The following is a 19878-nucleotide window of genomic DNA, read 5'->3' as shown; positions in this document are numbered from 1 at the left end:
TGGAAAAGCCCCGTCGCCTTCGAGCGAAAAGTGGCCTAAACGAGCACTGGGGGCGGCACAAAAGCGGGACAGGTCCACCCGCGAGCAGGCGTTGCTTCTGCTTATCGGGTGCCTCGCCATCAGGATGGCGGAAAAATCCGTCACGAATCTCAGTCATCGAACGACCCGAAATCTGGAGTGTCCGAAGTCGCCGTGCGTTCGATCAGCAATCCTCGGCCATGCGCATGGCGGAAGCAAACGGGGGAGGCTGTGAAGTCGATTTCATCCGCGACGCGGATCATGTCGAGGAAGGCTTTTCGGTCAAACCGCATGATGCGGGTAGCGTTGGTCGGGAAAGGGTCGCTGCTTTCGAGGGTCCAGTTCTTGCCGTTACTGCTCGCGCGTGAAGCTATCGCCTGTCCATCAATGAAAATGTCGGGGGCCAAATTCTTGTCGTTGATCAGTTTTCGAATGTAGCGACGTGTTTCTTCAACGACCTCACCCCCCTGATCGAAGCACCAGAAGCGGTTGAAAGCATCGTCCGCTGCACGTTGATACCCATCCCCCGGCAGAAGATCGTGCAGAGGTCTTACATGGTACGCTTGGCCGTCGCACCAGCGAAAGCACAACTCAACACCGTCCACGAACACCTCGCTTGGCGGAGCCTGAAACGCCTCAAGCGTTCGTATCGTCTTTGAGTTGAACCACCAGTTTGGGAGTTCTAAGCCTCCGGGATCGTGCTCAACGATCAGTTTGTTGGTCAGGGCGTAGAGCTTGCCGTTGAGCAAGTGAACTTGCGTGTCGAGCCATTGGCCCTTCGTCGATAACAGTGGCCGCAAAAAGCCTAGGCCGTTCACGAAGTCCGGCGGCAGCGCATAGCGTTCACCCTTCGCCTCGATGGGCGACAGTGGTTGAGCGTATGGGCGCGTATTTTCGAACGTCTGCAACATGGTCGCGGTCGGCAAGCCTCTGAGGAAAAACGATTAAACGAATTTCTTCGTCAATCGTTAACCAATTGAGGTTACCAAAGCGTTAACAGAATCAATGATCTTGAAATCACGCCCACGTTTGAAAAACGTTTGAAAATCGCTCGTCACCGGCTGCGTGACTTCAAATTTTTCCGTTCACTTTCAAGGATTTATATGGTGCCCCCACACGGACTCGAACCGCGGACCTACTGATTACAAATCAGTTGCTCTACCAGCTGAGCTATAGGGGCACTGGCGGGCGAATTACCCTATCGATTGCACCTCTGCAAGAGACAATCGACAAGAAATTTGGAAATTTCTACGCGGATCACACTCACTCCACCTGAAACACCGCTGCAAATTTGACCCGTACCCCACAAGACGGTAAGGCTGGAGGGACTTTTGGGATATTTGGAAGACTTTTCATGCAGGTGATCGTTCATTGTGGAGCCCATGGCACCGAGGAAGATCGGCTTTTGAAGAGCTTGCTGCGCAACAAAGAGATCTTTGTGAAATCGCGCACCGCAGTGCCTGGCCCTGGAAAATATCGCGAGCTGATCAAAACCTGCTTTGCGGCAATGGAACAAGGGCAGCAGCCTGCCAATCAGGACCAAGCGTTGTGGGATGCCATTTTGGATGGCGAAGACGCAGATCGGGTGATCTTGTCCAACCCGCATTTCTGGGGCTCGCAGCGGATGGCGCTGACCGACAACCAGCTTTATCCGCATGCAGAGCAGCGACTGTCCTTTATGCGGCAGCTGTTCCCCCAAGATGAGCTGCAGCTGAGCTTTGCACTTCGCAGCCCCACGGGGTTCATTCCGGGGCTGTTGGAAAAAGGCAACCCGCAGCGCAAGCGAGAGTTGCGGCGCCACAATGATCCATTGCGGATCCGCTGGTCTGAATTGCTGCTGCGGCTCAGCCGCCAGTTTCCGGACGTTCCCATTACCGTCTGGTGTTATGAGGATCTGCCGCTGATTTGGGCGCAGGTCATCCGGAATATGGCGGGCCTCGCGCCGGGTGCGCGGATCAACGGTGGCATGGATCTGTTGTCATCGATCATGTCCAAAGAAGGCATGCAACGCCTGCGCGCCTATATGCACCAGCATCCACAGCTCAACGAAGAACAAAAACAACGCGTGACCATGGCCTTTCTGGACAAATACGCGCTGGATGACGCCGTTGAGGAAGAGCTGGACATGCCAAGTTGGACTGAAGAGCTGATTGAGGATGCGACAGAAGTATATGATCGCGATCTGGAGCTGATCGGCCAGTTGGACGGCGTGACCCTGATTGAGCCTTAACCTCTGTTGCGCGTAACAAACCGAGTGCCATTGATGACCCCGCGTCCCTTTAACATTGTTGTCGTCGCCCAGGCTGGCCGCCTGCAGTATGAGGCGTTGCTGTTTGCCGCTTCGTTGCGGCAAATGTCGCCTGACTTCTCAGGCAAGCTAATTGTGGCCGTGCCGCAAGCCGGGGATCGCTGGAGCAAGGACCCGTCAGTGCGCGACTCGGCGGTTCTGGACACTTTTGCACGCCTGGATGCCACGATTTTACCTTTTGAAAACAAGGAATTTGGCGCCAGCTATCCCAATGGCAACAAGATCGAACTGCTGTCAGCCCTGCCTGCAGGAGAACCCTTTGTCTTTTTTGATAGCGACACGCTGATCACGGGTGATATCACCCAGGTCCCGTTTGATTTCGATCGCCCGTCCGCCTCTTTGAAACGGGAAGGCACCTGGCCAAAGCCCACCTTGTATGGTCCGGGCTACGCGGGCATCTGGGCATCACTTTATGATCGGTTTGGTCTGGATTTTGACAGCAGCCTCGACCTGAGCCAGCCCGATGAATACTGGCAGCGGTTTCTTTACTTCAATGCAGGCTTCTTTTTTGGGGCCTGCCCCGTGGAGTTCGGACGGCTCTATCTGGAATACGCACGCGCGATCTGGACCGATCCGCCGGTGGAATTGGTGGGGCAGGCGCTGGATCCCTGGCTGGACCAAATCGCCCTGCCCTTGGTGATCCATGCGCTTGGTGGCGGGCGCGACACTCTGCCTGCGGGCTATTTGGACGGCTCTGTCAGCTGCCATTACCGTCTATTCCCTCTGCTTTATGCCCGCGAAAGCGACCGGGTGATCGAGGTGCTGGAACAGGTGGCCGCGCCCAATTGGTTGAAAAAGGTTCTGAAGACTTATGAGCCAATGAAGCGGATGATCTATCAAGGCAAAGGCCACAAGGTGCGCGCCTTGTTTGACCAAAATGCCCTGCCCCACCGCGAACAGGCAATCCGCAACAGGATCAAGGCCGAAGGGTATTGGACCCGCTAAATCTGCTGGTCGCGCAAGAAAGCCGCAAGGTCCAAGGCGCAAGGCAGATCGGTGTTGAGGTGGTGGCCTGCGCCCGACACCATATGATGCGGGTTTGAAAGGTCAGAGTTCACTCCACCAAAGGCATCGTATTCTCCCATAACCTGGGTCAGGTTCTGGATCACCGGCGGTACCGTCAACAACACGCCGATGGACAAAAGATCAATCCGGCAGACCCGTTTCAACGTCGCCATATCCCCAGACAACATCAGCGCATCCAATGCAAAACTGATGGCCAGCGCCCCTTTGCTGTGGCCTGCAACGGACGCGATGGTTCGGTCCGGCTCCTGCAGCAGTTCTACCAATGTGCCAGAGGCCGCCCGCAGGCTGGCATGTTCGCGCGCCTCAGCCCGCGGGGTTTGCGCCACCTGTGCGGGATTGGGTTCGATCGCTTCCAACTCACGCCGGGCAAGGTGGTGAATATGAAGGCCAAGGTTGGCGGCATTTAGCCCCGCAACACCGCCCATCACATCCCCCAGCGCATCGCGCGCACTGTAGCCTGCAACGATGCCCGCCACCGGCTCTCCATAGTGGTCGGCCAAACGCCGTGCCAAAGCCACCGCGCCTAGGTCACTGCCGCCTCCACCGGCCACAGAAAACCGAGTCACCGCCCGACCAGGTGCTGCGCGAAACTCTGGCAGATCTTCAAAGTAGGCCAGCCCCTCCCCCGGCGCGACAACCCAGATCCCACCGCCACGGCCGCCCGCTTTGGCCAGCTGGCGCAGTTCGGTAGGGCTGAGGCCTTGGTGGCCATAGATCATCTGATCCAACCCGTTCATCTGCTGGCGCAGAGCAAATTGCACAGGGTTCAAAGCCGCTGCAAAGGCATCAAATGGAGAGAAAGGCAGAGAAGTGGGAAATGGGGTCATGGGACCTCCGAAACGCGGGTTACAAAACCATTGCTGCATTGCAGCGTAGCCCATACGGCCGCGAATAACAATTCCAAGGCTCCATGGGCCTCCCGGATTTCCTGTGTCTTTACGCAGTCCACCGCAAACATCCCAGATGTCATCCCCTTTTTGCCGCAGTGGCTGTCTTGCCTATGGCCTGCACCCGGCCTAACCTCACGCGAAATTTACCAGGAGGAGCTACCATGACGGATGGTAAAGAGTACGGTTTTGACACCCTGCAGATCCACGGCGGCGCGCAGCCGGATCCCGCAACCGGCGCGCGGCAGACGCCGATCTACCAGACCACGGCCTATGTGTTTCGCGACGCGGAACATGCGGCCAAACTCTTTAACCTGGAAGAAGTGGGCTACATCTATTCGCGCCTAACCAACCCCACGGTTTCCGCGCTACAGGAACGGATTGCCCTGCTCGAAGGAGGCGCGGGCGCGGTTTGCTGTTCCTCGGGCCATGCAGCACAGATCATGGCGCTGTTCCCTTTGATGGGGCCTGGCTGCAATGTGGTTGCCTCGACCCGGCTCTATGGCGGCACGGTGACCCAGTTCAGCCAAACCATCAAACGGTTCGGCTGGTCGGCAAAATTTGTCGATTTTGACGACCCGGCAGCCGTGGCTGCAGCCATTGACGACAACACGCGGGCGGTTTTTGGAGAATCCGTTGCCAATCCAGGTGGCTATGTCACAGATATTCGCGCCATTGCCGATGTGTCAGATGCGGCAGGCATTCCGCTGATCATCGACAACACGTCCGCCACGCCTTACCTGTGTAATCCGATCAAACAGGGTGCAACCCTGGTGGTGCATTCCACCACCAAATATCTGACCGGCAACGGCACGGTGACCGGCGGGTGTGTGGTGGACAGTGGCAAATTCGACTGGTCTGCCAACGACAAATTCCCGTCCCTGTCACAACCAGAACCCGCCTATCACGGGCTGGTCTTCCACGAGGCACTGGGGCCGATGGCCTTTACCTTCCACTCAATCGCGGTGGGTCTGCGTGATCTGGGCATGACCCTCAATCCACAAGCGGCGCATTACACATTGATGGGGATCGAAACCCTGTCGCTGCGGATGGCGCGCCACACCGAAAACGCTGAGAAGATCGCAGCCTGGCTCGAACGGGATCCGCGGGTTGAGTATGTGACCTATGCGGGCCTGCCGTCTTCTCCCTATTATGAGCGCGCCAAAGCCTGCTATCCCAAAGGCACCGGGGGACTGTTCACTTTTGCGCTCAAAGGGGGCTATGACGCCTGTGTCAAACTGGTCAACAGCCTGGAGCTGTTCAGCCATGTGGCAAACCTCGGTGATGCCCGGTCGCTGATCATCCACTCAGCCTCGACCACCCATCGCCAGTTGACCCCTGAACAGCAAGAGGCCGCAGGGGCTGGCCCCAATGTGGTGCGCCTGTCAATTGGGATCGAAGATGCGGATGATCTGATTGCGGATCTGGATCAGGCACTGGCGGCTGCGTCAGCCTAAGATAAAGACCGGGCGCGTATAGTCCGCGCGCCCGGTTTTCGGTTTCTGTTACTCGGCAACCTCGAGGTCAAACACCACCGAAACCGTGTGGTTGAACTCTAGCGAACCCGGCGCAATGGCGGAAAAATCGCTGCGTGCGGCTTCCATCGCCATCATTGGCGCAGCGCGCCCGTTTCCATGATCGTTGATGCTGCGCACCGCCCCCAGATCGACACCAGCCGCATCCGTCAGCACTTTGGCCTTGGCAATGGCATCTTGCACCGCCGCCACCCGCAGCTGATCCTCGACGGCTGATGTGTCTTTCAGGCCAAAACGCAAGCCCCGGAAATGGTTGGCCCCAACCTTCAACACTTGATCCAGCAAGGGGCCAACTGTGTTGATGTCCATTACCCGGACCGTCAGCATATTGGCGGCCTCAAACCCCACCAATTTGCGCCCACTTTGATTGTCATAGGCGCGATCCTGTTCCCATCTGGGTGTCAGAGTCAGCTGGCTGGTTTGCATGTCCTCACCCAGAATGCCAAAGGCGATCAGCTTGTCGATCACCGCCACCATCTTTTGCGAGGTCTGCGCCATGGCTCGTGCGGCCTCTGGATCAAAGCTGGTAACCCCCAATGTCAGCGTTGCCATATCCGGCTGCGCCGAGATCCGCGCCTCGCCGCTGACCTGAATCTGGCGCGACGGGCTGCTGTGGGAATCAGCCAGAACCGGCGCTCCGACAACCCAAAGACACGCCACCACCGATACAAGTCTCAATGACCAATTCCGTTTCACTATGAACCCTCCACTATGTCCGTCAACATGAAGGCAAACCCCCGCCACTTTGCAAGGGGGGAGCGTGTCTTGTTCTTTAACTTTTGCATCACCTCCTCTAAGCTGCAGCGACAAAAGAAAGCCACGGCATGATGCATCGGCTCACAAAAAAAATGATGGTTTGACGGCGGAATGAAACCGAGTTTTGCACTCTCTTTGTCTTCGACAGGCATTACCCTTTTACGGCGCGCCTCTGGGGGCTGGCACCATATTGGCACCGCAAGTTTTGACGGTGGCGATCTGGATGGCGACATGGCCATTCTGCGCAACAAGGGGCTTCAATTTTCTGAGGATCTGCGCTGCAAACTGATCCTGCCCAACGACCAGATCCGCTATTTAACGGTCGAGACCGGCGACATCAGCCACGAGACGCGCTTGGCCGAAGCGCGCATGGCGTTGGAAGGGGTCACACCTTATGCGCTGCATGAACTGGCCTATGACATCAGCGCCGATGGCAACCGCACGCATATTGCTGCCGTGGCCTATGAGACGCTGCAAGAGGCGGAAGCCTTTGCACAGATGTATCATTTCGGTCCAACCAGCTTTGTGGCGCAACCCGATAGCGCTGATTTTCTGGGTGAACCTTTCTTTGGCCCAGCCGCAGCCATGCAGGGTGAAGAGGTGACACCTGACGGAATTGCTGTTGTCGATATTGGCCCGGCACCGCTTCCCGAAGCCTTGACGAGCCCTGAGCCAGAGCGCGACGCAGAGCCAGAGGCAACGCCCCCAACCGATGACGCCGCTTTGGCGGACTTTGACGTGGCGGATGGGGATGCGTTTCAAACCATCGAAGACGAACTGGCACCCCAAAGCGCGCTGTCCAGCGCAGAAAGCGATGCGTTAGAGGCAGTTGCGATGCCAGACGTCGAAGCGCCACCTGCTGCAGAAATCACAGAAGAACAGCAAGACGTAGCGCCTGCACAATCAACGGAAACACCGCAGCCTGCTGAGACCAGCCAAACGCCGATCGAAGAAATCGCCGCGCAGCTGTCTGCGCGCGCGGCAGCGGCCTTGTCCCGCGACGACCTGCCGGACAAAGTCAACCCGGACCAGCCTACGGGCTTGCCTGACGCGTTGGATTTCAGCGCCATCGATACGCTGGGCGCATCCCCCTCTGAGCCAACGCCAGAGATATCGGCTCCCCCTCCCAAGGCCGAGGTCAAAGCAGAGCTGGCACCCGTCCATTCGGAAAAATTGTCCCAGGAAAACAGCGGCGCTGAGGATAAAGACGAGGATGAGGCACCCACCCCGGCTGTTCGCTTTTCCAGCCGCCGGTCCGCAAGCCCTGACTTAAGACCCAATTTAGAGGTGGAGGCACGTGAAACCCGCCCCGCTTCGCGGATCCCAACGTTGTCGGCGGCCCGCTCGAGTGAAGCGCCGATGGCCCCCTCCCCCATTGCATCGCCCGCCGCGCCTTCTGTTGCACCGGCGGCGCCCTCCATTGCTGCGCGTCGCAGCGAAACACCTGCATCTGTTGCGCCGAAGCCTGCACGCGACCCTGCTTCGACGGCACCCAATCCTGGCGCGGTTCTTGCTCAGATCAAACCGAAGAAGATCGCGGTTCCGGCCGACTCGCAAATGGCACGGGACGCTGCGGCTGCCCGTGCAGCATATGAGGCGGATAAGGCCAAACCGGCCAAGGCAACCGCGCGCGCAATCGGAGGCAAGCCCCGGTTTTTGGGATTGATGCTGACCACATTACTGGTGCTGCTCATGGCAGTTGTCGCAGCGGTTGCCTATTGGTCCGACACCCGGTTTGACTCGGATGGTCTGGCCCCTGTTCCAGCGCTGCAGCCGCAGAGCCCGGAACCTCAAGTGCAAACAACCGAAGATACGCCAGTTGAACTGCCCAACACCACATCGACCACTGACAGCGAGCCCCCAACCGAAGCCGGGCCGCAGGTGCAAGGCGAAGTGCCCGCATTGGACGCCGACCCAAGCGGCGACACGGCCCCGGCCGAAGCCCCGCTTCTCAGCAACGTGCCCGCCACTGCACCAGAACCCGCTTCAGATCAAACGCCCACACTTCAGGCGGCCACCACGCCAACCCTGACCGAAACCGACACGGCGGTTTTGGACGCGTTGCAGACCAATGAAACTGCTGCACGTCCTGAACCGCTGCTCCAGACCGACCAGTTGCCCGAGGCTGCGGCATCCGTTCCGGACCTTGCCGAGGGCACGGATTCCGAGGCGGCCGCCGATGCGCTGGCGTTACAAGATCCATTGGCACGACCCGATCCGGCTGATCTAACACATCGCACAACCTATGCAGCGACCGGCATCTGGCAGCGGGTGCCGGATCTGTTGCCAGAGGACACCACTGGTCATCGCGCGGACCTCAAAGACATTTATGTGGCCGCGATCGACAACAGCAAACTGTCCCACGACGCGCTGGCGCTAAGCCAAGGCACAGGATTTGATACGGATCTGATCCAGACGGCCCTGCCTTCACCAGCGCCATCGACCAGCACCTTTGATCTGGACGACCGCGGACTGGTTGTCGCCACCCCCGAAGGGGCGTTGAACCCTGATGGGATTACCATCTATTTGGGTGAGCCGGATAAAATCCCGCCTGCCCGCCCCGCGCGCGCGGCTGCTACGCCGGAACCCGCACCACAGGTTTTCCAAGGGCTGCGCCCACGTCAACGGCCGGATCGTCTGGAAACCCGGCTAGAACGCGCTCGTCAAGAAGAGTTGAGCCGCGTCCAACTGTCTGGCGTTCGCCCACGCAGCCGACCAGCGACCCTTGTTTCTGTTGACGTCCCTGTTGAAACCGACGCCGTTACTGCAGCCCTTGCCGAGGCCGTTGAGGTGGATGAGACACCTGCATCCGAAGACCTGCCTGCGGCCACAGCGCAGGCCGTCGGCCGCTCGGTCCTGCCCCGAACTCGCCCGTCCAATTTCCAACGTGTGGCGCGGCGCGCAGAGCCAGCGCCTGAGCCTAGCGGACCGGCTGTGGCTGCATCCGCAACGGTTGCCCCCCGCCTGCCCAGCAGTGCAAATGTGTCGCGCGAAGCAACGGTTGCTAATGTCATTGACCTGCGCAAACTGAATTTAATCGGCATCAGCGGCAGCGCAAACAATCGGCGGGCGCTAGTACGAATGCCCTCAGGCCGCATTCGCCGCGTACAAGTTGGAGACAGCATCGACGGCGGCCGTGTCACAGCCATCGACAACCGCCGCTTGCTGTACCAAAAACGCGGCCGAAATCTGACGTTGCAGCTACCAAACGGTTAATCGTAAAAGGATAAACTTCCCAAATTAAAAGCCAGCTAAATCAGCGACGTTGGCAGAATTGGACCCCTCAAACCAACCGCCGCACAACGTATTGATTTTAAAAGTACTTAACCACTTTCCCTTCAAGAAAAACATCAACACCACACAACTTTCATTCAATTTATCCGGGAAGGATTCGGGTGTTTTTAACTGGTTGAGAAGACTTACCTAGTAGACAGACAGCAAGATTATTGTGACCCAAAGGATGGATCTTGCCGTGTCATATGTTGACCGTAGCATTGAGCAACGCCCCAAAAGCGGGGAAGCGCCGTTTGCACTGGATGAAGTGTTTTTTTCCCGTACCGATGACCGTGGCGTGATCAAGGCTGGTAACTATGTGTTTCAGCGCGTCTCTCACTATAGCTGGGATGAGCTGATTGGCGCACCGCACAAGGTCATTCGCCATGCGGACATGCCGCGCGGTGTATTCCATTTGTTCTGGGACATCATCAAACAAGGCAAGACCATTGGAGCCTATGTCAAAAACCGGTCCAAGGACGGTTTGCATTATTGGGTCTATGCGGTGGTTGTTCCTTGCGGGGATGGATACCTGTCTGCTCGCATCAAACCCTCCAGCGAAATGTTCCTGGAGATTCAGCGGTTCTATGCGGAAATGCTAAAAGCCGAAGAACAATACGGGCTTGAACCCGCGGACAGCGCCGCCAACTTGATGGAATTCCTCAAGGAAAAGGGCTACGAGACTTATCACGAGTTTGCCGTCGACGCGCTTTGCGAAGAGCTACTGGCGCGTGATCGCGGCCTATCCAAAGGTGAAAACCAACAGATCTCTCACCTGCGGGAAATGCTCTCCAATGCACAAACGCTGGTCCAAGAGACCGAAGGATTGATCAAAGATTTTGAGGCGATGAATACGATCCCGCATAACTTGCGTGTCATTGCGTCGCGGATTGAACCCTCGGGCGGCCCGGTCACGGTTCTTTCCCAGAATTATGGCGCTATGTCCCGTGAAATGGGGGATTGGTTCTCTACGCATGTGTTAGGCAAAGACACCAATTTCTCTGCGGTGCAGGACTGCGTACAGAACTCTTTGTTTGTGGAATGTATGGCTCGCGTCTTGATCGAATGCGACACTCAGCTACAGCAAGAGCGCAACATGCTGGGCGCGGTTGATATGGACGGCGAACGCAAGATCCTCGCGGAACTTGTTTCAGCGCAAACCGGCAACGCAGCCAAGCAAATGCTTCAGGTCGACAACGAAGCCGTACGTATTCTGCGCGCCTGCCAAGTGATGCATCGCCATTTCCTGGGCCTCAGCTCGACTCGCGTGTTGTGTAAGATCGAAAGCGCACGACTGCCTGAATCTGGTGAGACCCTCTCGGATATCATCGACCAACTTGGAAACTTCCAAGAGCGGATTTCGCACCGTTTGGAACGGATTGCAAACCTCAGCACTGAAATCCGCACGTTGGAAAACTAAACGCCACGCTGCCCTCTTTTTCTACGTTGCACGAGACAAACCGCACCGCCGCAATTGTGGCGGTGTTTGGCGCTCAAGGTAAGCCAACAGCCGAAACAGCGGGAAAGGCCTCAATCGCACGCGGCGCAGAGCGCCGGAAACCTCTGCACTCCTTGCACGTACGAGCAATAATCGACCTGTTTGCACCGCATTTGTCACGCCCCTCATCAAAGCTCGATGTAAGCGGTAAATTCGTTGCGGGCGGACCCTTTACCTTGTCATAACTGAGGTATGGAAAGCTTTCTCTACCAAGCCTCGATCTATCTGGCCGCCGCCGTCATTGCCGTCCCCCTTTCGGCACGATTGGGGCTTGGCTCGGTACTCGGTTATCTGGCGGCAGGCATTATAATTGGTCCTATCCTGGGGCTGGTCGGGGCCGAGACCGCGGATTTGCAGCATTTTGCTGAATTTGGCGTGGTGATGATGCTGTTCCTGATCGGGCTAGAGCTTGATCCCCGCGCCCTGTGGGCCATGCGCCATAACCTGTTGGGCTTGGGTGGTGCACAGATCCTGTTCTCCACACTTCTGCTGTTGGGCGCATCCCTGGCGGCAGGGTTGACTTGGCAAATGGGTCTGGCGATTGGCCTTGCCCTGTCTTTGTCCTCCACTGCGATTGTGCTACAGACCCTGTCCGAAAAAGGACTGATGCAAACCGGAGGTGGGCGCGCGACATTTGCGGTGCTTTTAACCCAGGATATCGCGGTGATTCCGATCCTGGCACTCTTGCCGCTTTTGGCCACCGCCCATGCGCCACAAATTGCACCGGATGGATCGATTGCACGCGCCATGCCCCATGACCATGGCCACGGCACCGGGCATGGCTTTGACCTGTCCTTGGTCGACGGCCTGCCGGGTTGGGGTGTCACGTTGGTCACGTTGGCAGCTCTGGCCGCAATTATTCTAACTGGCATTTATCTGACCCGGCCCGTGTTCCGCTTTATCCACGCGGCCAACCTGCGCGAGATGTACACGGCGCTGGCCTTGTTGATCGTGGTTGGCATTTCCTTCCTGATGACCCTGGTTGGTCTTTCGCCAGCGCTTGGGGCCTTTCTCGCGGGCGTGGTTCTGGCCAACTCTGAGTTTCGCCACGAAATCGAAAGCGATCTCACGCCGTTCAAGGGTCTGTTGCTGGGGCTGTTTTTCATTACCGTCGGGGCTGGCATCAATTATCGTCTGTTTCTGGAGAATCCAGGTGATCTGATCGGGCTTGCAGCTTTGGTAATTCTGGCGAAAGGCGTGGTTCTGTTTGTGGTGGGGCGTCTGTTTGGACTACGCCATCGCAATCACTGGCTGTTCACCCTGGGCCTCGCGCAGGCGGGTGAGTTCGGTTTTGTTCTTTTAGCGTTCATCGACCAGCTTGAGCTCTTGCCCGTGGCCCTATCGGAAAAACTGTTGCTGGTAGTCGCGCTGACGATGTTGATCACCCCGCTTTTGTTCATCGCCTACGACCAGCTGTCCCAACAGCTGCGCGACCCTACCCCAGAGCCAGATGCGGATGAGATCGACGAAGTGGGACCGGTGATCATTGCAGGCATTGGCCGCTTTGGTCAGATCGTCAATCGTCTGGTGCGCGCCAGCGGCTATCGCACTGTGGTTTTGGACAACAGCATTGAAACCGTACAGCTGTTGCGCCGTTTTGGCGTCAAAAGCTTCTTGGGTGACCCGACCCGGCCAGAGCTGTTAAAAGCAGCCGGCATTGCGCGCGCGAAGATCCTGGTGGTGGCGCTGGATGATCCAGAAAGCACCACCAAGCTTACTGATTACGCACGCCGTCACTATCCTGACATTCATATCATCGCCCGCGCGCGGGACCGCCACCACGTTTTTGCGCTTTATCAAGCAGGTGCCAATGATATCGTGCGCGAGATGTTTGACAGTGCTTTGCGGGCCGGTCGCTATGTTTTGGAGAACGTCGGTCTCAGCGAATATGAGGCCGCCCAAGCCGAGAAGACCTTCTTTACCCACGACCGGAGAACCGTGCGGGAGCTGGCCCGTCATTGGGATCCCAATATCCCGACGGCGCAAAATCAGGAGTACATCGCCCGTGCCCAAGAGCTTGAGAAGGACCTGGAAACAGCCCTTCTAGAGCTAATGGATGAGAAATCGCGTGACACTGGCACCGGGTAGACCCGCCGGGTCTTAACCCGCGTGAACCCCGGCCTCACCAAAGGTCGCCATTCCGCTGTGGCAGGCCAAAGCACCGCGCAAGATCTGAATGGCAAGCGTCGCACCGGACCCTTCTCCCAACCGCATATCAAGCGACAACAGCGGCACTTTGCCAATTTTTGTCAGCAGGCTTTGATGCGCGGTTTCCGCGCTTACATGGCCCGCAACCGTATGATCCAGCGCGCCTTCTACGGTCTGTGCCAAACAGGCAGCGGCGGCACAGCAGATAAACCCATCCAGAATAACAGGGATTCGCAACATGCGTGCCGCTGCAATCGCCCCGACCATGCCCGCAATCTCTCTCCCGCCGAGCCGCATCAGCGCGTCCATCCCATCGCCTATATCTGCTTTGTGGCGATTGACGCCTGCGGCAACCACATCGGATTTCAAAGCCAGCCCTTCGTTATCAACGCCGGTGCCCCGTCCGGTCCAGTTCTGCGCACAACCGCCAAACAAGGCCAGACACAGTGCGGCAGCGGAGGTGGTGTTGCCAATGCCCATTTCCCCGACGACCAAAAGGTCTGACTTGGGGTCCACTGCGCGCCAACCCGCGTGAATCGCCGACATCAGCTCACCTTCATTCATGGCCGCATCTTCTGTGAAATCCTGGGTGGGCCGATCCAGCTCCAACGCGATCACGTCCAGCTTTGCCCCTGACAGCTTTGCCAACTGATTGATTGCTGCGCCACCCAATTCAAAATTTTTCACCATCTGCGCCGTCACTTCAGGCGGAAAGGCCGAGACCCCACGCGAGGCGATGCCGTGGTTGCCCGCAAAGACAATCACCTGCGGACTTTCCACAGCCGGGCGCAACTGGCCACGCCAGCTGGCATACCAAATAGCCAAGTCTTCCATGCGCCCTAGTGAACCTGGCGGTTTGGTCAATTGGCTATTGTGGTCGGCAGCTGCGATCTCAATCTCATGGTGGATTTCTGGCGCTCGGTTCAGTTCTGCTTTGAACGCGGTCAGACAGGGGGGCATTGGCATAGTGGCGGGTCTCATTGCATCTTGGTCTTGGACAGGCTTTAACCGGCCCCAGTCTGTTTATCGACTTAATTAGGACTATCAAGTTTTGACAGGGGCGAAAACCACATGAAAGCCGACATCTCGCCGCGTGATATTCTGTTGTCGCTGGTTTTGCTGACCCGCTTACCTATCCCAGCCCTGCCCGATAGCAGCTTTGCAAGACAAGCACAGGCAGTCTGGGCATTTCCCGCTGTGGGAATGATTGTCGGAGGGATTGCGGCAACAATCGTTGTGTTGGCCCAATGGATTGGCCTGTCGCCTGCAATCTGTGCGGGTCTCGCATTGTTGACCATGGTTTGCGTGACCGGTGCGATGCACGAAGATGGGCTTGCAGATACAGTTGACGGCTTTTGGGGCGGCTTCACGCCCGAACGTCGGTTAGAAATCATGAAAGACAGCCATATCGGAACCTATGGTGTTCTAGCGCTTGTCCTATCCCTTGGCTTGCGGTGGACTGCGCTATTCGCGCTTATCGCCGCAGGGAACGTGCTGAGTGTGGTCGCCGTCGCAGCACTGTCACGGGCGATGATGCCAATTTTGATGCTGTCTCTGCCCAATGCACGCAACACCGGGTTGGCCCACCGTGTTGGCACGCCCAGCCGACACCCCGCTGGTATTGCACTCTGTTGTGCAGCATTGCTTGCTTGGGCCGCCCTTGGTCTTGGCCCCGCAACCCTGTGCCTTTTGATCTCTGCAGGAGCGGTCTGGGCGCTGCATTATCTGGCGCGAGCCAAAGTCGGCGGCCGCACCGGCGACGTTCTGGGCGCAACGCAACAGATTACCGAAATCCTCTGCCTGCTGGCGTTGACGGCGATCAGCGCATAGAAAAACCCACCACTCCATGTGCGGGTAATGGGTTCAATTGTTTCAGGCGCTCATCAGGCGGCGCGCGAGGTCAGGACTTCGTCCACTTTGCGTGCGGCCTGAACCTCATCATTGCCAGCAACCGCAGCAACTTCACGGGTCAGACGCTCCAGCGCGGCTTCATACAGCTGACGCTCAGAGTAGCTCTGCTCGCGCTGGTCGTCGGCCCGGTGCAGGTCCCGCACCACTTCAGCAATCGAGATCAGATCACCAGAGTTAATCTTCTGCTCGTATTCCTGAGCGCGACGCGACCACATGGCACGTTTCACCTTGGCCTTGCCTTTCAGGGTTTTCATCGCCTGTTCGATCACATCAGGTGAGCTGAGCGACCGCATGCCAACTTCAACGGCCTTGTTGGTGGGTACACGCAGGGTCATCTTGTCCTTTTCAAAGGTGATAACAAACAATTCCAGTTTGAAACCTGCGACTTCCTGCTCTTCAATCGAAATGATCTGTCCAACACCATGAGCCGGGTATACAACGTACTCATTCGGGCGGAACTCGAGCTTCTTCGATTTGGTCATATAGGTCTTTCCTCACTTACGTACCGGTTCCACCGGCTTATTCGTGAACCTTTTGCACAGACAAAAAAACCGAGCCGAGAGGGCAAAACCATCTCGCTCTGGCGCTATTGTCGAAAAACAATCCAGGTCAGCGCGATTTCCCCCATCGCCCTGCCAGCGGTCCCCTTCGAAACATTTCTAGATCCCAAGACCATACCATAAATAAAGCGCCCCTAAAAGGCGCTCCACTTGGCTTGGGCGAATTTACGCAGCGCAAACAATTTACGAGCGATTTCAACCTGCTGCATCGCAGAAATCCACAGATGCAGAATATAGCGCAGTCTCTATGACTTAACCGCCTTCACCAGGCTCTTCCGAGAAGTACTTCTCAAGTTTACCAGTCTCGCCATCGCGTTCTTCGTGACCCGGCATCGGATCTTTTTTCGTTACGATTACCGGCCAGATTTCTGCGTATTTACGGTTAAACTCAACCCACTTATCCATCTCAGGATCGGTGTCCGGGCGAATCGCATCAGCCGGGCATTCCGGCTCACAAACGCCACAGTCGATACATTCATCCGGGTGGATGACCAGGGTGTTTTCCCCTTCGTAAAAACAATCGACCGGGCACACTTCGACACAATCGGTGTATTTGCAGGCGATGCAGTTATCAGTAACGACGTAAGTCATCGGCGTTTGGTTCCATTCGTCTGTTTGGCGACTAGCTAATCCAGGAAGCCTGGCACTTCAAGGGATCAATAGGTATCCCTGCTGCGAGTAAGATCAAGCGCCCTGCGCTCTTTCTTATCCGGGCGTCCCTTTCCCTCATATCGCGGGTTTTTCGGCACATCGTCCCGCGGTTCGGTTTTGTCTAAATAGAGAGTTTGCGCTTCTTTAGCGGGTCCACGGCGTTCGCCAAGTTGCAAAACTTCGATCACACGGATTTGTGAGCCTTGCGCAAAGGTCAGTACATCCCCGATGCTCACGCTTTGCGCGGGCTTCAGGATCTTCTGACCGTTTAGGCGGACGTGACCCGCACCAACCTGTTTACTGGCCAAGCTGCGGGTTTTGAAAAACCGCGCGAACCACAGCCATTTGTCGATGCGGATCTTGCCAGCTGGATCAGCCATAACCGGCTTAATCGCCTTTGGTCAGCCCCATAAGCGCTGCGGCAAAGGGGTTGTCCGGGTCGATGGCCTTTTCCTTTTTGGGAGGACGCGCCGAGAAGGTCTTAGCTCCCTGGTTCTGGCGTGGGCCACCCTTTTTACCAGGCTTGCCGCCCTTGGGTTTGCCCTTGCCACCACCGCGGGCCTGGCGATCACCTGAATTGCGGTCGCCGCTGCGCTCCTGACGTTCGCCGCCACGTGGCGCCGCTTGGTTGTCACCACGACGTCCACGGCCTGCGTTCTGACGATTGCGGTTGCCACCCCAGGTGAAGGTGTAAAACACCTCAATCTCGGGCTCCGCTTCAGATGCTTCGGCAGATGCCTCTGGCGCAGCTTCCGTTGATGCCTCAGTCGGTGCCTCAGCCTGAGCTTCCGCCACGGCTTCAACCGCTGCTTCTGCTTCTTGGGCTGGGGCCTCAGCTGCAGTTTCACTAACCTCCGGAGTATCGGCAGGCGTTTCCGCGGCATCAGCCGGAACTGCTGCGGCTTCGGGCGCTGCTTTGACCTTTTGACGCTCACCTTTTTCGGCGCGATAGCCCAGGCCCTGCATCAAGGTCGCAAATTGCTCCAGCGTCATACCGGTGATCGACAACATGTCTGCCTTGGCTTCAAACCCGCCCCGGCTGTCTTCGTTGCGCAGCATATCTGCCAGACGCTCCAGCATATCGATCCGGATCATCCGTTCACCAGCTGCGCGATAGCCGCACATGGTGTCATACCCTTCGGGCGTGCCTTCGATCGTCGGAACCGTTACCAGCCCCGGAGGCGGCGCATCGGGGAAATCCTGCAAACCATTGGCCAAAGACCACAAAACCAGGCGCAGACGTGTCGGTGCGGGCTTCAGCAACAACGGCATAAAGATGGTGAACTGACCAAAGCGAATGCCATGTTTGCGCAGCGCAGCACGGGCATCCTGGTCCAGATCCTTGACCTCTTGGGCGACGCCAGCACGCGGCAGGATGCCCAGCGCTTCGACCATTCGGAAGGCAAAGCCCCGCGCAAGACCGGTCAACGCCTCATCGTTTTTGAGGTTCAGCATCGGCTCAAACAGCGTGGTGATCTTGCGGCTGATGAAATGCTGCAGACGACGCTCAACCTTTTGTGCCACATCGGCACCAGCAGCATCATCGACAAACACCTCAACCTGCGGGCTCAGCGGATCGGCACCTGCCACCAGCTTGCCCACGGCATGCTCGCCCCACATCAGACCGCCCTGTTCGGTAAAATCGATCTCGGTATCGGGCGCATTATAGAATCGGTCAGCACGCAAATGGAAATGCGGTGCCAATGCCTGCATGGACGCCGACTTCAGCGCCTTGGCTTCTGCACCCTGTGCACTTTTGTCCGGCGAGAACCGGAACCCTTCGAGCCGCCCGACAAATTCGCCTTCGACGGTCACTTCACCTTGGTCATTTACTTCGGCCAAAAGGGCCTCCTTCTGTTTGAGCCGGCGCAAAAGCACGGACGTGCGCCGGTCCACAAATCGCTGAGTCAGCCGCTCGTGCAGCGCGTCTGACAATCTGTCTTCTACAGCGCGTGTTTGATCACGCCAATGACTTTCATCACCAACCCAACCGTTTCGTTGCGCCACATAAGTCCATGTGCGGATAAATGCCAATCTCTTGGATAAAGCATCGATATTTCCGTCAGTTCTGTCGATATGTCGGATCTGCCGCGCCAGAAAATCGTCCGGAATACGGCCACGTTCATGTAGGTGCTCAAAAATTGTGGTCAATAACGAGGTATGTTCGGCGTGGCTGATACCACGAAAATCAGGGATTCGGCATACGTCCCACAAAAGTTTTACACTTGGTGCGGTGCTGGCACGGGCCGCGATCACCGGATCACGCCCCAACATCTTGAGGCTGCGCAGATCATCCGCTTCGCGCGCTTTCATCAGCCGTTCGTGGTTCGGGCTCTGCTCCAAGGAGTGTTCCAGCGCGTCGATTGAGCCAAACCGCAACTCTGCCGATCGCCAATTCAGTTTACGCAACGGCGTAAAGCGATGGTCCATGATCGCCGATGCGGTTTCCTCATCCAAGGGGCGCGCATCGCCGGTTACACCAAATGAGCCGTGGCTCATGCCTCGCCCCGCACGTCCCGCGATCTGCGCCAGTTCATTGGGGGCCAAGTCCCGCATCCGGCGGCCGTCAAATTTCGCAGTCGACGAAAACGCGACATGGTCGATATCGAGGTTCAGGCCCATGCCGATGGCATCGGTTGCCACCAGATAATCGACCTCACCGTTTTGATACAGCGCCACCTGCGCATTGCGGGTTCGCGGGCTGAGTGCGCCCATCACCACGGCCGCCCCACCCTTTTGTCGGCGGATCAGTTCGGCAATGGCATAGACGTTATCGACGCTAAAGCCCACAATGGCGCTGCGGGGTGGCATGCGGCTGATCTTTTTGGAGCCTGCATAGACCAGATCGGACATCCGCTCGCGACGCATGAAATCCACACCATCCACCAGGTCGGCAATGGTGCTGCGCATGGTATCCGCGCCGAGAAACAGCGTCTCATGGGTGCCGCGCGCCCGCAACAGACGGTTGGTGAACACATGCCCCCGTTCGGGATCGGCACAGAGCTGGATCTCGTCCACGGCCAGAAAGTCACAGCCCAGCCCCTCGGGCATGGCTTCTACGGTACAGATCCAATAGGCGGCGCGCGGCGGCACAATGCGTTCTTCGCCAGTGACCAGCGCCACAACGGACGGCCCCTTGATGGCAACAACCTTGTCATAGACCTCGCGCGCCAGAAGACGCAGCGGGAAGCCCATGATCCCGGTTCGATAGCCCAGCATACGTTCGATTGCGTAATGGGTCTTGCCCGTGTTGGTCGGGCCCAGAACGGCCACAACCCGCGATGCGCGCGTCATTGCATCACCCCTT

The 19878-nt window shown here is 57.5% G+C and carries 15 protein-coding genes and 1 tRNA gene; 7 read left to right on the top strand and 9 right to left on the bottom strand.

The window, feature by feature from the left end; translation table 11 throughout:
* Positions 1-149 precede the first annotated feature (149 nt).
* Positions 150-929 (bottom strand): hypothetical protein, encoded by a 780-nt coding sequence (locus GFB49_RS10900; RefSeq protein WP_153215887.1) that lies wholly within the window; start codon positions 927-929, stop codon positions 150-152.
* Positions 930-1122: 193 nt separating this feature from the next.
* Positions 1123-1198: transfer RNA gene (locus GFB49_RS10895), tRNA-Thr, on the bottom strand.
* Between the two features lie 174 nt (positions 1199-1372).
* Here GFB49_RS10895 and GFB49_RS10890 point away from each other — a divergent pair.
* Both GFB49_RS10890 and GFB49_RS10885 read left to right on the top strand, forming a co-directional pair.
* Positions 1373-2248, top strand: coding sequence for a hypothetical protein (locus GFB49_RS10890; protein WP_153215886.1), 876 nt, complete (start codon positions 1373-1375; stop codon positions 2246-2248).
* A 33-nt stretch (positions 2249-2281) separates the two neighbouring features.
* Positions 2282-3271, top strand: coding sequence for a hypothetical protein (locus GFB49_RS10885; RefSeq protein WP_153215885.1), 990 nt, complete (start codon positions 2282-2284; stop codon positions 3269-3271).
* On the opposite strand, the gene GFB49_RS10880 is transcribed toward GFB49_RS10885, so the two are convergent.
* Positions 3268-4179, bottom strand: a complete 912-nt coding sequence (locus tag GFB49_RS10880) for a hypothetical protein (RefSeq protein WP_153215884.1) — start codon at positions 4177-4179, stop codon at positions 3268-3270. The genes GFB49_RS10885 and GFB49_RS10880 overlap by 4 nt on opposite strands.
* 224 nt (positions 4180-4403) lie before the next feature.
* Here GFB49_RS10880 and GFB49_RS10875 point away from each other — a divergent pair, with 224 nt between their 5' ends.
* Positions 4404-5696, top strand: coding sequence for an O-acetylhomoserine aminocarboxypropyltransferase/cysteine synthase family protein (locus GFB49_RS10875; protein ID WP_153215883.1), 1293 nt, complete (start codon positions 4404-4406; stop codon positions 5694-5696).
* 48 nt (positions 5697-5744) lie between these two features.
* Here GFB49_RS10875 and GFB49_RS10870 read toward each other — a convergent pair whose 3' ends face one another.
* Positions 5745-6452 (bottom strand): SIMPL domain-containing protein, encoded by a 708-nt coding sequence (locus GFB49_RS10870; RefSeq protein WP_153215882.1) that lies wholly within the window; start codon positions 6450-6452, stop codon positions 5745-5747.
* 189 nt (positions 6453-6641) lie between these two features.
* Here GFB49_RS10870 and GFB49_RS10865 point away from each other — a divergent pair, with 189 nt between their 5' ends.
* From GFB49_RS10865 to GFB49_RS10855, 3 genes are all read left to right on the top strand, one after another.
* Positions 6642-9746, top strand: a complete 3105-nt coding sequence (locus GFB49_RS10865; RefSeq protein ID WP_153215881.1) for a hypothetical protein — start codon at positions 6642-6644, stop codon at positions 9744-9746.
* Positions 9747-10002: 256 nt separating this feature from the next.
* A complete protein-coding gene (locus tag GFB49_RS10860; RefSeq protein ID WP_343032542.1) occupies positions 10003-11223 on the top strand; it encodes a PAS domain-containing protein in 1221 nt (406 codons plus the stop codon).
* A gap of 270 nt (positions 11224-11493) precedes the next feature.
* On the top strand, positions 11494-13389 hold the full coding sequence (locus tag GFB49_RS10855) for a monovalent cation:proton antiporter-2 (CPA2) family protein (protein ID WP_153215879.1): 1896 nt from the start codon (positions 11494-11496) through the stop codon (positions 13387-13389).
* 12 nt (positions 13390-13401) lie between these two features.
* Here GFB49_RS10855 and cobT read toward each other — a convergent pair whose 3' ends face one another.
* The gene (cobT, locus tag GFB49_RS10850; RefSeq protein ID WP_153215910.1) at positions 13402-14409 is read right to left on the bottom strand and encodes a nicotinate-nucleotide--dimethylbenzimidazole phosphoribosyltransferase; all 1008 of its coding nucleotides are present in this window, start codon (positions 14407-14409) and stop codon (positions 13402-13404) included.
* A 111-nt stretch (positions 14410-14520) separates the two neighbouring features.
* On the opposite strand from cobT, the gene cobS reads away from it, so the two are divergent.
* A complete protein-coding gene (gene cobS, locus GFB49_RS10845; protein WP_153215878.1) occupies positions 14521-15279 on the top strand; it encodes an adenosylcobinamide-GDP ribazoletransferase in 759 nt (252 codons plus the stop codon).
* A gap of 53 nt (positions 15280-15332) precedes the next feature.
* Here the strand turns inward: cobS and GFB49_RS10840 are convergent, their stop codons facing one another.
* From GFB49_RS10840 to GFB49_RS10825, 4 genes are all read right to left on the bottom strand, one after another.
* On the bottom strand, positions 15333-15842 hold the full coding sequence (locus GFB49_RS10840; RefSeq protein ID WP_153215877.1) for a CarD family transcriptional regulator: 510 nt from the start codon (positions 15840-15842) through the stop codon (positions 15333-15335).
* A gap of 330 nt (positions 15843-16172) precedes the next feature.
* On the bottom strand, positions 16173-16511 hold the full coding sequence (gene fdxA, locus GFB49_RS10835) for a ferredoxin FdxA (protein WP_153215876.1): 339 nt from the start codon (positions 16509-16511) through the stop codon (positions 16173-16175).
* Positions 16512-16576: 65 nt separating this feature from the next.
* A complete protein-coding gene (locus tag GFB49_RS10830; RefSeq protein WP_153215875.1) occupies positions 16577-16951 on the bottom strand; it encodes an RNA-binding S4 domain-containing protein in 375 nt (124 codons plus the stop codon).
* Positions 16952-16958: 7 nt separating this feature from the next.
* Entirely contained in the window at positions 16959-19865 is a 2907-nt protein-coding gene (locus tag GFB49_RS10825; RefSeq protein ID WP_153215874.1) for a helicase-related protein, read from the bottom strand.
* Between the last annotated feature and the right edge of the window lie 13 nt (positions 19866-19878).

It is taken from the genome of Tritonibacter litoralis, from assembly GCF_009496005.1.
Classification (GTDB): domain Bacteria; phylum Pseudomonadota; class Alphaproteobacteria; order Rhodobacterales; family Rhodobacteraceae; genus Epibacterium; species Epibacterium litoralis.
This window is presented reverse-complemented; position numbering and strand designations above follow the sequence as displayed.

What these genes read in the sequence shown, in the direction of transcription:
- GFB49_RS10900 (WP_153215887.1), bottom strand. Translation starts at nt 929, where the DNA reads ATGTTGCAGACGTTCGAAAATACGCGCCCATACGCTCAACCACTGTCG.
- GFB49_RS10890 (WP_153215886.1), top strand. Translation starts at nt 1,373, where the DNA reads ATGCAGGTGATCGTTCATTGTGGAGCCCATGGCACCGAGGAAGATCGG.
- GFB49_RS10885 (WP_153215885.1), top strand. Translation starts at nt 2,282, where the DNA reads ATGACCCCGCGTCCCTTTAACATTGTTGTCGTCGCCCAGGCTGGCCGC.
- GFB49_RS10880 (WP_153215884.1), bottom strand. Translation starts at nt 4,179, where the DNA reads ATGACCCCATTTCCCACTTCTCTGCCTTTCTCTCCATTTGATGCCTTT.
- GFB49_RS10875 (WP_153215883.1), top strand. Translation starts at nt 4,404, where the DNA reads ATGACGGATGGTAAAGAGTACGGTTTTGACACCCTGCAGATCCACGGC.
- GFB49_RS10865 (WP_153215881.1), top strand. Translation starts at nt 6,642, where the DNA reads ATGAAACCGAGTTTTGCACTCTCTTTGTCTTCGACAGGCATTACCCTT.
- GFB49_RS10855 (WP_153215879.1), top strand. Translation starts at nt 11,494, where the DNA reads ATGGAAAGCTTTCTCTACCAAGCCTCGATCTATCTGGCCGCCGCCGTC.
- cobT (WP_153215910.1), bottom strand. Translation starts at nt 14,409, where the DNA reads ATGCCCCCCTGTCTGACCGCGTTCAAAGCAGAACTGAACCGAGCGCCA.
- cobS (WP_153215878.1), top strand. Translation starts at nt 14,521, where the DNA reads ATGAAAGCCGACATCTCGCCGCGTGATATTCTGTTGTCGCTGGTTTTG.
- GFB49_RS10840 (WP_153215877.1), bottom strand. Translation starts at nt 15,842, where the DNA reads ATGACCAAATCGAAGAAGCTCGAGTTCCGCCCGAATGAGTACGTTGTA.
- fdxA (WP_153215876.1), bottom strand. Translation starts at nt 16,511, where the DNA reads ATGACTTACGTCGTTACTGATAACTGCATCGCCTGCAAATACACCGAT.
- GFB49_RS10830 (WP_153215875.1), bottom strand. Translation starts at nt 16,951, where the DNA reads ATGGCTGATCCAGCTGGCAAGATCCGCATCGACAAATGGCTGTGGTTC.
- GFB49_RS10825 (WP_153215874.1), bottom strand. Translation starts at nt 19,865, where the DNA reads ATGACGCGCGCATCGCGGGTTGTGGCCGTTCTGGGCCCGACCAACACG.